General features: G+C 65.4%; 7 protein-coding genes, 2 pseudogenes and 1 riboswitch. Of the genes and pseudogenes, 8 read left to right on the forward strand and 1 reads right to left on the reverse strand.

What is annotated here, in order from left to right; genetic code table 11:
* The first annotated feature begins 517 nt into the window (after nt 1-517).
* The 7 genes from rpoB to F604_RS0109880 all read left to right on the forward strand — a co-directional run bounded on the left by rpoB (nt 518) and on the right by F604_RS0109880 (nt 12826).
* Nucleotides 518-3877 (forward strand): DNA-directed RNA polymerase subunit beta, encoded by a 3360-nt coding sequence (gene rpoB, locus F604_RS0109850; RefSeq protein WP_019551508.1) that lies wholly within the window; start codon nt 518-520, stop codon nt 3875-3877.
* Nucleotides 3878-3918: 41 nt separating this feature from the next.
* Complete coding sequence (gene rpoC / locus F604_RS0109855; protein WP_026329115.1) at nt 3919-8490, forward strand: DNA-directed RNA polymerase subunit beta'; 4572 nt, start codon at nt 3919-3921, stop codon at nt 8488-8490.
* A 4-nt stretch (nt 8491-8494) separates the two neighbouring features.
* Nucleotides 8495-9073 carry a fuculose-1-phosphate aldolase gene (locus F604_RS0109860; protein ID WP_019551510.1) on the forward strand — a complete coding sequence of 193 codons (579 nt, stop codon included), beginning with the start codon at nt 8495-8497 and terminating at the stop codon, nt 9071-9073.
* Nucleotides 9070-9309 (forward strand): hypothetical protein, encoded by a 240-nt coding sequence (locus F604_RS0109865; protein ID WP_019551511.1) that lies wholly within the window; start codon nt 9070-9072, stop codon nt 9307-9309. Before F604_RS0109860 ends, F604_RS0109865 begins: the two co-directional genes overlap by 4 nt.
* Nucleotides 9279-10127, forward strand: coding sequence for an alpha/beta fold hydrolase (locus F604_RS0109870; RefSeq protein WP_019551512.1), 849 nt, complete (start codon nt 9279-9281; stop codon nt 10125-10127). The genes F604_RS0109865 and F604_RS0109870 overlap by 31 nt, the downstream gene beginning before the upstream one ends.
* A gap of 38 nt (nt 10128-10165) precedes the next feature.
* A riboswitch (TPP riboswitch) is annotated at nt 10166-10260 on the forward strand.
* A gap of 21 nt (nt 10261-10281) precedes the next feature.
* Nucleotides 10282-11316: a thiamine ABC transporter substrate-binding protein gene (locus F604_RS0109875; RefSeq protein ID WP_019551513.1), complete on the forward strand. Its 1035-nt coding sequence runs from the start codon at nt 10282-10284 to the stop codon at nt 11314-11316.
* A 28-nt stretch (nt 11317-11344) separates the two neighbouring features.
* Nucleotides 11345-12826 (forward strand): ABC transporter permease, encoded by a 1482-nt coding sequence (locus F604_RS0109880; protein WP_019551514.1) that lies wholly within the window; start codon nt 11345-11347, stop codon nt 12824-12826.
* Here F604_RS0109880 and F604_RS13275 read toward each other — a convergent pair.
* Nucleotides 12823-13293, reverse strand: a pseudogene (locus F604_RS13275) (Fpg/Nei family DNA glycosylase); the annotation flags it as partial. The gene F604_RS0109880 and the pseudogene F604_RS13275 overlap by 4 nt on opposite strands.
* 48 nt (nt 13294-13341) lie before the next feature.
* On the opposite strand from F604_RS13275, the pseudogene F604_RS13280 reads away from it, so the two are divergent.
* Nucleotides 13342-13575: pseudogene (locus F604_RS13280) on the forward strand (transposase); the annotation flags it as partial.

The raw sequence follows: 13575 nt of genomic DNA on the forward strand, positions 1-13575 counted from the left end.
GGCCTGGTGGAAGCGGTTCTGGAGGGGAGAAGGGAGCGAGGCCACCATCTCGCTCACCCGGGCTGAGCCTGCGGCCAAGGCGCCCCGCACCACCTCTTCAAACCGTCGGTGGAGGCGCTTATCGGGGGAAAACGCTCGCAAAACGGCCCGTGAACTCCTGGAGCCTGGCCTCGGCCACCTTGAGCATGTCCATGGATCACCCCCGGTACCAGATACGGGCTGCGCCCGCAAGGGGAGATTTACCACGAAACGGAGATGTGGGTAAAGTCCTGGAGATTTACCACGAAACGGAGATGTGGGTAAAGTCCTGGAGATTTACCACGAAACGGAGATGTGGGTAAAGTCCTGGTTAGGTAGGCTTGACGGCTTAAGGGGTTGCCCTATAAGCTAAGGTTTGTGCTCTTTGGTCGGGCCAAGGGAGCACGGTAAGAGCCAGCCGCCGCGGGGCGCGAGGTCCCGCGGAAGAACCCTGTTAGCTTACCTCGGGCGGCCCGCTTTCCCATCCTTGAGGTGACGCATGGAGATTAAGCGGTTCGGTCGCATCCGAGAGGTTATACCCCTTCCCCCTTTGACGGAAATCCAGGTGGAATCCTACAAGAGGGCCCTTCAGGCCGATGTTCCCCCGGATAAGCGGGAGGACGTGGGCATCCAGGCGGCCTTCAAGGAAACCTTCCCCGTGGAGGAGGGGGACAAGGGCAAGGGCGGTATGGTCCTGGACTTCCTGGAGTACCGCATCGGGGAGCCCCCTTTTTCCCAGGACGAGTGCCGGGAGAAGGACCTAACCTACCAGGCTCCCCTCTATGCCCGCCTCCAGCTCATCCACAAGGACACGGGCCTCATCAAGGAGGACGAGGTCTTCCTGGGCCACATCCCCCTCATGACCGAGGACGGCTCCTTCATCATCAACGGGGCCGACCGGGTGATCGTTTCCCAGATCCACCGCTCACCGGGGGTCTACTTCACCCCGGACCCCGCCCGCCCCGGGCGGTTTGTGGCCAGCATCATCCCCTTGCCCAAGCGGGGACCCTGGATTGACCTGGAGGTGGAGCAAAACGGCACCGTATCCATGAAGGTCAACAAGCGCAAGTTCCCCCTCATCCTCCTCCTCAGGGTCCTGGGCTACGACGCCGAAACCCTGAACCGGGAGCTTGGGGCCTACGGGGAGCTTTTGGGGGGCCTTCTGGACGAGGCGGTGCTTGCCATGCGCCCGGAGGAGGCCCTGGTGCGCCTTTTCACCCTGCTCCGTCCCGGCGACCCCCCCAAGAAGGACAAGGCCTTGGCCTACCTCTTTGGCCTTTTGGCCGACCCAAGGCGGTACGACCTGGGGGAGGCGGGGCGGTACAAGGCGGAGGAGAAGCTGGGCGTGCGTCTTTCCGGGCGCACCCTGGCGCGCTTTGAGGACGGAGAGTTTAAGGACGAGATCTTCCTGCCCACCCTGCGCTACCTCTTCGCCCTCATGGCCGGGGTTCCCGGGCACGAGGTGGACGACATCGACCACCTGGGCAACCGTCGCATCCGTACCGTGGGGGAGCTCATGGCCGATCAGTTCCGGGTGGGCCTAAGCCGCCTGGCCCGCGGGGTGCGGGAGAGGATGGTGATGGGCTCCGCCGATACCCTTACCCCGGCCAAGCTGGTGAACAACCGGCCCCTCGAGGCGGCCATCCGGGAGTTCTTCAGCCGTAGCCAGCTTTCCCAGTTCAAGGACGAGACCAACCCCCTTTCCTCCTTGCGCCACAAGCGGCGCATCTCCGCTTTGGGTCCTGGGGGCCTCACCCGGGAGCGGGCGGGGTTTGACGTGCGGGACGTGCACCGCACCCACTATGGCCGCATCTGCCCGGTGGAAACCCCGGAAGGCGCCAACATCGGCCTCATCACCTCCCTGGCCGCCTACGCCCGGGTGGACGGGCTGGGCTTCATCCGCACCCCCTACCGCCGGGTGAGGAACGGGGTGGTCACCGACGAGGTGGTCTACATGACCGCCACCGAGGAGGACCGGTACACCATCGCCCAGGCCAACACTCCCCTCGAGGGGAACCGCATCGCCACCGACCGGGTGGTGGCCCGGCGCAAGGGTGAGCCGGTGATCGTGGGCCCGGAGGAGGTGGAGTTCATGGACGTGAGCCCCAAGCAGGTCTTCTCCGTGAACACCAACCTCATCCCCTTCCTGGAGCACGACGACGCCAACCGGGCCCTCATGGGTTCCAACATGCAGACCCAGGCGGTGCCCCTTATCCGGGCCCAGGCCCCGGTGGTGATGACCGGCCTCGAGGAGCGGGTGGTGCGGGACTCCCTGGCCGCGGTCTACGCCGAGGAGGACGGGGAGGTGGTGGCGGTGGATGGCCGCCGCATCGCCGTGCGCTATGAGGATGGCCGCTTGGTGGAGTACACCCTGCGCCGCTTCGTGCGCTCCAACCAGGGTACCGCCCTGGACCAGCGCCCCCGGGTGACCGTGGGCCAGAGGGTGAGGAAGGGGGACCTCCTGGCGGATGGCCCGGCCTCCGAGGAGGGCTTTTTGGCCCTGGGGCAGAACGTCCTGGTGGCCATCATGCCCTTTGACGGCTACAACTTCGAGGACGCCATCGTCATCAGCGAAGAGCTTTTAAAGCGGGACTTCTACACCTCCATCCACATCGAGCGCTACGAGATCGAGGCCCGGGACACCAAGCTGGGTCCGGAGCGGATCACCCGGGATATCCCCCACCTCTCCGAGGCGGCCCTGAGGGACCTGGACGAGGAGGGGGTGGTGCGCATCGGGGCCGAGGTGAAGCCCGGGGACATCCTGGTGGGCCGCACCAGCTTCAAGGGGGAGCAGGAGCCCTCCCCGGAGGAGAGGCTTCTGCGCTCCATCTTCGGGGATAAGGCCCGGGATGTGAAGGACACCTCCCTCCGGGTGCCCCCGGGCGAGGGGGGCATCGTGGTGGGTACCCTCCGCCTGCGCCGTGGGGATCCCGGGGTGGAGCTGAAGCCCGGGGTGCGGGAGGTGGTGCGGGTTTACGTGGCGCAGAAGCGCAAGCTCCAAGTGGGGGACAAGCTGGCCAACCGCCACGGGAACAAGGGGGTGGTGGCCAAGATCCTCCCCGTGGAGGACATGCCCCACCTGCCCGACGGCACCCCCGTGGACATCATCCTGAACCCCCTGGGCGTGCCGAGCCGTATGAACCTGGGCCAGATCCTGGAAACCCATCTGGGCCTGGCGGGCTTCTTCCTGGGCCAGCGCTACATCTCCCCGGTCTTTGACGGGGCCACGGAGCCCGAGATCAAGGCCCTTTTGGCCGAGGCCTTCGACCTTTACTTCGGCAAGCGGAAGGAGGAGGGCTTCGGGGTGGACAAGAGGGAGCTCGAGGTCCTGGCCCGGGCGGAGAAGCTGGGCCTGGTGAGCCCCGGCAAAAGCCCGGAGGAGCAGCTTCGGGAGCTTTTCACCCAGGGCAAGGTGGTTCTCTACGATGGCCGCTCCGGCGAGCCCATCGAGGGCCCCATCGTGGTGGGGCAGATGTTCATCATGAAGCTTTACCACATGGTGGAGGACAAGATGCACGCCCGCTCCACCGGCCCCTATTCCCTCATCACCCAGCAGCCTTTGGGCGGTAAGGCCCAGTTCGGCGGCCAGCGCTTCGGGGAGATGGAGGTGTGGGCCCTCGAGGCCTACGGAGCTGCCCACACCCTGCAGGAGATGCTCACCTTGAAGTCCGACGACATCGAGGGCCGCAACGCCGCCTACGAGGCCATCATCAAGGGCGAGGACGTGCCCGAGCCCAGCGTGCCCGAGTCCTTCCGCGTGCTGGTAAAGGAGCTTCAGGCCTTGGCCCTGGATGTGCAGACCCTGGACGAGCGGGATAACCCCGTGGACATCTTTGAGGGCCTGGCATCCAAGCGGTAAGCCGCACCGCAGAAGCGGGATTGCCCTTAAGTGGAGGAGGAATGAAAAAGGAAGTTCGCAAGGTTCGCATCGCCCTGGCCTCTCCGGAAAAGATCCGCTCCTGGAGCTACGGGGAGGTGGAGAAGCCCGAAACCATCAACTACCGCACCCTGAAGCCCGAGCGGGATGGGCTTTTCGACGAGCGCATCTTCGGCCCCACCAAGGACTACGAGTGCGCCTGCGGCAAGTACAAGCGCCAGCGCTTTGAGGGCAAGGTGTGCGAGCGCTGCGGGGTGGAGGTCACCAAGAGCATCGTCCGCCGCTACCGCATGGGCCATATTGAGCTCGCCACCCCCGCGGCCCACATCTGGTTCGTGAAGGATGTGCCCTCCAAGATCGGCACCCTCCTGGACCTCTCCGCCACCGAGCTGGAGCAGGTCCTGTACTTCAGCAAGTACATCGTCCTGGACCCCAAGGGGGCGGTGCTGGATGGGGTGCCGGTCCAGAAGCGCCAGCTCCTCACGGACGAGGAGTACCGGGAGCTCCGCTACGGCAAGCAGGAAACTTACCCCCTGCCCCAAGGGGTGGATGCCCTGGTCAAGGACGGGGAGGAGGTGGTGAAGGGGCAGGAGCTGGCTCCCGGGGTGGTGAGCCGCATGGATGGGGTGGCCCTGTACCGCTTCCCCCGGCGGGTGCGGATCGACTACCTGCGCAAGGAACGGGCGGGCCTCCGCCTGCCCCTCTCCGCCTGGGTGGAGAGGGAGGGCTATAGGCCGGGAGAGATCCTGGCGGAACTCCCCGAGCCCTACCTCTTCCGGTCGGAGGAGGAGGGGGTGGTGGAGCTTAAGGAGCTCGAGGAGGGCCACCTCCTCACCCTCCTCAAGGACGAGGAGGCCGTGGCCCGCTACTTCCTGCCCGTGGGGTTGACCCCCTTGGTGGTCCACGGGGAGGTGGTGGAAAAGGGCCAGCCCCTGGCCGAGGGGCGGGGTCTTTTGCGCATGCCCCGCCACATGACCGCTAAGGAGGTGGAGGCGGAGGAGGAAGGGGATACCGTCTACCTCACCTTCTTCCTGGAGTGGACGGAGCCCAAGGACTATGGGGTGGCTCCCCACATGAACGTGGTGGTGCCGGAAGGAGCCCACGTCCAGGCGGGGGAGAAGGTGGTGGCGGCCATTGACCCCGAGGAGGAGGTGATCGCCGAGGCCGAGGGCATCGTCCACCTGCACGAGCCCGCCAGCATCGTGGTGATGAAGGCCCGCCTCTACCCCTTTGAGGACGATGTGGAGGTGACCACCGGGGACCGGGTGGCCCCGGGGGATGTCCTGGCGGATGGGGGGAAGGTCAAGAGCGAGATCTACGGCCGGGTGGAGGTGGACCTGGTCCGGAACGTGGTGCGGGTGGTGGAATCCTACGACATCGACGCCCGCATGGGGGCCGAGGCCATCCAGGCCCTTTTGAAGGAGCTGGACCTGGAGAAGCTGGAGGCCGAGCTTTTGGAGGAGATGAAGCACCCCTCCCGGGCCCGGCGGGCCAAGGCCAGGAAGCGCCTCGAGGTGGTCCGGGCCTTCCTGGACTCCGGCAACCGCCCGGAGTGGATGATCCTCGAGGCGGTGCCGGTCCTGCCTCCCGACCTCCGCCCCATGGTGCAGGTGGACGGGGGCCGCTTCGCCACCAGCGACCTCAACGACCTCTACCGCCGCCTCATCAACCGCAACAACCGCCTGAAGAAGCTTCTGGCCCAGGGAGCCCCGGAGATCATCATCCGCAACGAGAAGCGCATGCTGCAGGAGGCGGTGGATGCGGTCATCGACAACGGCCGCCGCGGCTCCCCCGTCACCAACCCGGGCTCCGAACGGCCCCTTAGGAGCCTCACCGACATCCTCTCCGGCAAGCAGGGCCGTTTCCGCCAGAACCTTTTGGGCAAGCGGGTGGACTACTCCGGGCGGAGCGTCATCGTGGTGGGGCCCCAGCTCAAGCTCCACCAGTGCGGCCTGCCCAAGCGCATGGCCCTGGAGCTTTTCAAGCCCTTCCTCCTCAAGAAGATGGAGGAAAAGGGCATCGCCCACAACGTGAAAGCGGCCCGCAAGATGCTGGAAAGGCAGCGGGACATCAAGGACGAGGTGTGGGACGCCCTCGAGGAGGTCATCCACGGCAAGGTGGTCCTCTTAAACCGCGCCCCCACCCTCCACCGCCTGGGCATCCAGGCCTTCCAGCCGGTTTTGGTGGAAGGCCAGTCCATCCAGCTCCACCCCCTGGTCTGCGAGGCCTTCAACGCCGACTTCGACGGGGACCAGATGGCGGTGCACGTGCCCCTTTCCTCCTTCGCCCAGGCGGAGGCCCGCATCCAGATGCTCTCCGCCCACAACCTCCTCTCCCCGGCCTCCGGGGAGCCTTTGGCCAAGCCCAGCCGGGACATCATCCTGGGCCTTTACTACATCACCCAGGTGCGCCGGGAGAAGAAGGGGGCGGGCCGGGAGTTCGCCACCCCCGAGGAGGCCCTGGCCGCCTACGAGCGGGGCGAGGTGGCCTTGAACGCCCCCATCAAGGTGGCGGGCAAGGAAACCAGCGTGGGCCGGCTGAAGTTCGTCTTCACAAGCCCCGACGAGGCCCTTTTGGCGGTGGCCCATGGCCTTTTGGACCTCCAGGACGTGGTGACGGTCCGCTACCTGGGCAAGCGGCTGGAAACCAGCCCGGGCCGGGTGCTCTTTGCCCGCATCGTGGGCGAGGCGGTGGGGGACGAGAAGGTGGCCCAGGAACTTCTGCAGATGGACGTACCCCAGGAGAAAAACTCCCTAAAAGACCTGGTCTACCAGTCCTTCCTGCGCCTGGGGATCGAGAAGACCGCAAGGCTTCTGGACGCCCTCAAGTACTACGGCTTCACCCTGTCCACCACCAGCGGGATCACCATCGGCATCGACGACGCCGTCATCCCCCCCGAGAAGCAGAAGTACCTGGAGGAAGCCGACAAGAAGCTTAGGCAGATCGAGCAGGCCTACGAGATGGGCTTCCTCACCGACCGGGAGCGCTACGACCAGGTGATCCAGCTCTGGACCGAAACCACGGAGAAGGTCACCCGGGCGGTCTTCAAGAACTTTGAGGAGAACTACCCCTTCAACCCCCTCTACGTGATGGCCCAGTCCGGGGCCCGGGGTAACCCCCAGCAGATCCGCCAGCTTTGCGGCATGCGGGGCCTCATGCAAAAGCCCTCGGGGGAGACCTTCGAGGTGCCGGTGCGCTCCTCCTTCCGGGAAGGCCTCACCGTGCTGGAGTACTTCATCTCCAGCCACGGGGCCCGGAAGGGTGGGGCGGACACCGCCCTTAGGACCGCGGACTCGGGCTACCTCACCCGGAAGCTGGTGGACGTGGCCCACGAGATCGTGGTCCGGGAGGCGGACTGCGGCACCACCAACTTCATCTCCGTCCCCCTCTTCCAGCCCGACGAGGTGACCCGCACCCTGCGCCTCAGGAAGCGCTCGGACATCGAGTCCGGCCTCTATGGCCGCGTTCTGGCCCGGGAGGTGGAGGTTCTGGGCCAGCGCCTGGAGGAAGGGCGCTACCTGACCCTCGAGGACGTGGGGCTCATCATCAAGGCGGCGGAGGCCGAGGAGATCAAGGAGGTGCCCGTGCGTAGCCCCCTCACCTGCCAGACCCGCTACGGGGTGTGCCAGAAGTGCTACGGCTACGACCTCTCCATGGCCAGGCCCGTGTCCATCGGGGAAGCGGTGGGGGTGGTGGCGGCGGAGTCCATCGGCGAGCCCGGCACCCAGCTCACCATGCGCACCTTCCACACGGGCGGCGTGGCGGTGGGCACCGACATCACCCAGGGTCTGCCCCGGGTCATCGAGCTCTTTGAGGCCCGCAGGCCCAAGGCTAAGGCGGTGATCTCCGAGATCGACGGGGTGGTGCGCATCGAGGAAACCGAGGAGAAGCTTTCCGTCTTCGTGGAATCCGAGGGCTTCTCCAAGGAGTACAAGCTTCCCAAGGATGCCCGCTTGGTGGTGAAGGATGGGGATTACGTGGAGGCGGGCCAGCCTTTGACCCGCGGGGCCGTGGATCCCCACCAGCTTCTGGAGGCCAAGGGCCCCGAGGCGGTGGAGCGCTACCTGGTGGACGAGATCCAGAAGGTCTACCGGGCCCAGGGGGTGAAGCTCCACGACAAGCACATCGAGATCGTGGTGCGGCAGATGCTCAAGTACGTGGAGGTCACCGATCCCGGGGATAGCCGCCTGCTGGAGGGCCAGGTCCTGGAGAAGTGGGACGTGGAGGCCCTGAACGAGCGGCTCATCGTCGAGGGCAAGACCCCGGTGGCCTGGAAGCCCCTCCTCATGGGGGTCACCAAGAGCGCCCTCTCCACCAAGAGCTGGCTTTCCGCCGCCAGCTTCCAGAACACCACCCATGTGCTCACCGAGGCGGCCATCGCCGGCAAGAAGGACGAGCTCATTGGCCTTAAGGAAAACGTCATCCTGGGCCGCCTGATCCCTGCGGGGACCGGAAACGACTTCGTGCGCTTTACCCAGGTGGTGGACAAGAAGACCCTCAAGGCCATCGAGGAAGCCAGGAAGGAGGCGGTGGAGGCCAAGGAGCCGGCGGTGCGCCGTCCGGTTCGCCGGGAACAGCCGGGCAAGCAGGCTTAATGCCATGCTGGCTAAGCTTTATTCGGCCTTTCGCCAGGTGGGGGAGGATCTTTTCCACCAGAGGCTCATCTCCGCCACCGCGGGCAACTTTTCCGTGCGCACCAAGGAGGGCTTTCTCATTACCAAAAGCGGGGTGCAGAAGGCCCGTCTGACCCCCGAGGACCTGGTGGAGGTGCCCCTCGAGGGCCCTTTCCCGGAAGGGGCCAGCGTGGAGAGCGTGATCCACCGGGAGGTGTACCGGGCGACCCCGGCCCGGGCCATCGTCCATGCCCATCCCCGGGTGGCGGTGGCTCTTTCCTTGCACCTGGACCGGATTGTTCCCCTGGACCTCGAGGGCCAGTACTACCTGAAGGAGGTTCCCGTGCTTGCCCCCAAGACCACAAGCGCCACCCTGGAGGCCGCTTTGGCCGTGGCGGAGGGCCTTAAGGAGCACCGAGCCTGCCTGTTAAGGGGCCACGGGGCCTTTGCCATAGGGCTTAAGGAGAAGCCGGAGGAAGCCCTTCTGGAGGCCTATAGCCTCCTCACCGCCTTGGAGGAAAGCGCGGAGATCCTCTTCTACTACCGCCTTTGGGGGAAGGGATGAGGGTACTCTTTGTGGAGGGCAAGGAAAAGGAGGCCCTTTTGGGCTTGGCCCGGGAGCTTCCCCATCCCTACTGGCTTCTTGCGGGGGAAGGGATTTGGCTTTTGGAGGTGTTTGGCGCCGGGGAGGAAGCCATGGCCAAGGCCAGGGCCCTGCCCGGGGTTAAGGTTTGGGCCTTTGCCCTGGAGGATGGGGTAGTCTATAGGGGATGCGGGAAGAAATCGGCTACATCCCCGTAGGGGAGGCGGAGCTTTACGTGGAGGACGTGGGGGACCAGCATGCCCCGGCCCTCCTGGTCCTCCACGGGGGGCCTGGGGGGAACGCCTACGCCCTCAGGGAAGGGCTTCAGGACTACCTGGAAGGGTTCAGGGTCATCTACTTCGACCAGCGGGGCTCCGGCCGGAGCCTGGAGCTTCCCCAGGACCCCAGGCTTTTCACCATAGATGCCCTGGTGGAGGATACCGTGGCCCTGGCCGAGGCCCTGGGGCTGGAGCAGTTTCATCTTCTGGCCCACGGCTTCGGAGCCCTGGTGGCCCTGGAGCTCCTCCGCCGCTACCCGGAGGTCCTGGGGGCGGTGCTCCTTTCCCCCTGGGTGAGCTTCCCCTGGCTTTCCGCAAGGCTTGTGGAGGCGGCGGGGCTTGAACCTTTGGCCGACCCCGAGGCGAACCTGAGGGCGGCCTTGGAGAAGGCGGAGCCCAAGCTCCTCTTCGACCGCCTCATGTTCCCCACCCCCCATGGCCGACTGGAGTACGAGTGGGTGGCGGAGGGCTCGGGCATCCTGGGGCCGGATACCCCGGCCTTGGCCTTTTGGAAAAACGGCCTCTGGCGGCTGGACTACACTCCCTACCTCTCCCCAAGCCGCAAGCCAGTGGCCCTGGTGGTGGGGGAGAAGGACGGCACCAGCTACCCCTATGCCGAGGAGGTGGCGGAACGCCTCAAAGCCCCCATCCGGGTGATACCCGGGGCCGGGCACTACCCCTGGATCGACCAGCCGGAGGCTTTTGGCGAGACCTTCCGGGAGGTCCTCGAGGGTCTGCTGGCTCCCTGGAGGGTGTGAGGGATGCCCTTCCAGGGCCAGGAAGGGTGGTAAACTCAGGGCGTCACCGGGGGTGCCCTCTTATGGGGCTGAGAGATACCCTTGGAACCTGATCCGGGTAATGCCGGCGTAGGGAAGGTGACCAAGGCCCCTCCCGGTGACAAGGAGGGGTTTTATGTTGAGGATCTTTGCCCTGCTGGTCCTTCTGGCCTTCGGCTTCGCCCAGGAGATCACCGTCCTCACCCACAGCAGCTTTTCCCTGGATAAGGGGCTCATCGCCCGGTTTGAGCGGGAAACCGGCCTGAAGCTTCGCTTCCTTAAAGGGGGGGATGCCGGGGAGACCCTAAACCGGGCCATCCTCACCAAGGGAGCCCCCATCGCCGACGTGATTTACGGCTTTGACAACACCTTCCTCTCCCGGGCCCTCGAGGCGGATATCCTCTTGCCCTACCGTAGCCCCGAGATCCAAAACCTGAAGGCCACCTTGCTTCTGGACCCTACCTTCCGCGCCCTTCCCGTGGACTACGGTTGGGTGAGCCTGAACTACGACCGGGCTTACTTCAAGGACCGCCCTTTGCCCAAAACTCCCCAGGACCTAACCCGGCCTGAGTTCGCCAGGCTCCTGGTGGTGCAAAACCCCGCCACCAGCTCCCCGGGCCTGGCCTTTCTCATGGCCACGGTGGCCCGCTTCGGCGAGGATGGCTACCTGGACTTCTGGGCCAAGCTCAGGGATGGAGGGGCGCGGGTGGCCAAGGGCTGGAGCGAGGCCTACTACACCCACTTCACCCTTTACAAGGGGGATAGGCCCCTGGTGGTCTCCTACACCACCAGCCCCGCCGCCGAGGTCTACTATTCCGAGGGGAAGTACCAAGAGCCGCCCACGGGGAACCTCTTCCCCGAGCTGGCCTTCTTCCAGGTGGAGTTCGTGGGGATCCTGAAGGGGACCAAGAACCTGGAGGGGGCCAGGAAGGTGGTGGACTGGCTCCTTTCCAAGCCAGTCCAGGAGAACCTTCCCACGGAGATGTGGATGTACCCGGCCCGCCGGGATGCCAGGCTCCCCGAGGTCTTCCGCTTCGCCCCAGAGCCGGTGGGCAGCGTGCGCTTGGATCCCAAGGTTATGGCCCAGAACCGGGAGCGCTGGATCGAGGAGTGGACCAAGGTGGTTCTGCAGGGGCAAAGCCCGGAGACGGTGCGCCGTTCCCGGCGCTAACGCCTTCTGGGGTTAGGTTTAAGGGGCCATGGCCTACGGGGTCCTTTTCGTCCTCTTATTTCTGGGCCTGGCCCTTTTCTACCCTTTGGGGCGCATCCTGGCCCTGGGGTTAGGGGAGGGTTTGGCCAGGGCCTTGGCGAACCCCTACTACTGGGAGCGCTACCTTTGGAGCCTGGAATATGGGCTTCTTTCCGCCTTCTTCACCCTGGCTCTGGCCTTGCCCCTGGCCTTTTTCTTTCGCCGCCGTTTTCCTTTGCGGGAGGTTCTCCTAGCGCTTTCCACCTTGCCCTTTGTCCTTCCCACCCCGGTGGTGGCCTTGGGGTTTTTAGCTCTCCTGGGCCCCAGGGGACTTTTGGGGGTGGACCTTTACGGCACCAAAACCCTCCTCTTCCTGGCGGCTGTGTTCTACAACCTGGGCCTTGCCCTCAGGGTCCTCCTGCCGGTGGCCTTGAACCTGGAGGGCCCCTTGCAGGCGGCCCGGGTCCTGGGGGCCTCGAGCCCCAGGGCTTTTCTAAGGGTAGGGCTTCCCCTCCTCCTCCCCGCCTTGGGTTCTGCGGGGCTTTTGGTGTTCATCTACGCCTTTTCCGCCTTCGGGGTTCCTCTCCTCCTGGGGGGGCCCCGGTACGCCACCCTCGAGGTGGAGGTCTACACCCTTTTGGCCTACCGCCTGGCCTTCCCCGAGGCCAGCGCCCTCATGCTTTTGGAGATCCTCACCCTGGGCCTCGCCGTGGCCCTCTACCTGCGCCTCCGGCCTTACCCCCTGTCCCCCGGAGGGCTTCTTCCCCCTCCTCCTTGGGCCTATACCCTGGGCCTAGGCGTCCTTTTTCTCCTCCTTTTTGCCCCCTTGTGGGGGCTTTTTCTGCGCCTGGACCTAGGGGCCTTGGCCGCCGCCTGGGCCTCGGAGGACTTCACTCCCCTTTCCGTGGCGTTGGGGAATAGCCTCCGCTTCACCCTCTTGGCCCTGGCCCTGGCGCTTCCTTTGGGAGTGGCTTATGCCGCAGCAGCCCGCCGGAGCCCCCTCATGGACCTCTTGGGGCTTTTCCCCCTCATGCTGAGCCCGGTGGCCGTGGGCCTCGGCTACCTTTTGGCTTACCCGAACCTCCGGGGCTCCTTGCTCCTTTTGCTTGTCGCCTATGCCCTTCTGGCCTACCCCCTCCTTGCCCGGGCCCTCCTGCCTGCCTTAAGAAGCCTTTCCCCAAGCCTCCTCGAGGCGGCCCGGGTCCTGGGGGCCACGCCCCTTCGGGCGTTTTTGCGGGTGGAGATCCCCCTGGTCTTTCCCGCCTTGCAATCCGGGCTGGCCCTGGCCTTGGCGGCCATTTTGGGGGAGTTTGGAGCCACCCTGGTGCTTTGGCGGCCCGAGTGGACCACCCTGACCCTGGCCATCTATGAGCGCCTGGGCCGACCCGGGGAGGCTCCCTTCCGGGAGGCCTTGGCCATAGCCGCCCTTCTGGCCCTTCTCTCGGGGCTTGCCTTCTATCTCCTGGACCGGGGAAGAGGGCGGCTGGGCTAGAATCCCTGGCACCGGGGGCAGAAGTGGGTGCCTCTTCCCGCCACCACTCTTTTGGCGATGGGTGTGCCGCAAACCGGGCAGGGAAGCCCTGTACGGCCGTAGACGGCGTGGCGCATCTGGAAGCTTCCCGGTAGGCCATCGGGCTGCTGGTAGGTGCGGTCGGAAAGGGTGCTTCCTCCCAAGAGGAGGGCCTCGGCGAGCACCTTTTTAAGGGCTGCGAAAAGCCTTTGCGCTTCGGCTTCCGTAAGCTCCCGTCCCCGGCGGAAAGGGGAGAGGCGGGCTCTAAAAAGGGCTTCGTCCGCATAGATGTTCCCCACCCCGGCGGCCAGACGCTGTTCCAGAAGGAGGGCCTTGAGGGGCTTCTGGCTTCCCTTTAGCCCCAGCCAGAACTCGTGGAACCGGAAATCTTCCGAAAGAGGCTCCGGGCCCAGTTGAAGGAGAAGGGGGATCTTCTGGTAATCCCTTCGTGTGCTACTTGACCCCAACCCCTGGGATGTGAAAAAAGAGGGGGTGCTATGCTTCCAAACCGAGAGCACCCCCTCTACTATCTTGACGCAGAAACCCTCCTCGTGGCCATCTACATCTGGGTGGACGACGAGCTCAAGGCCCTTCAGGCCCAAGGGTTCAAGCTCCCCAGAAAGCAAAGGCACCAGAAAGCCACCTTGGCTGAACTCCTGGCCCTGGCCATCTTTCTCCTGCTGCAGGGCCAGGACCTGGCCAAGGGCTACCTGGCCGCTAAAACCACCCTC

The organism is Thermus scotoductus DSM 8553 (assembly GCF_000381045.1).
Classification (GTDB): Bacteria; Deinococcota; Deinococci; order Deinococcales; family Thermaceae; genus Thermus; species Thermus scotoductus.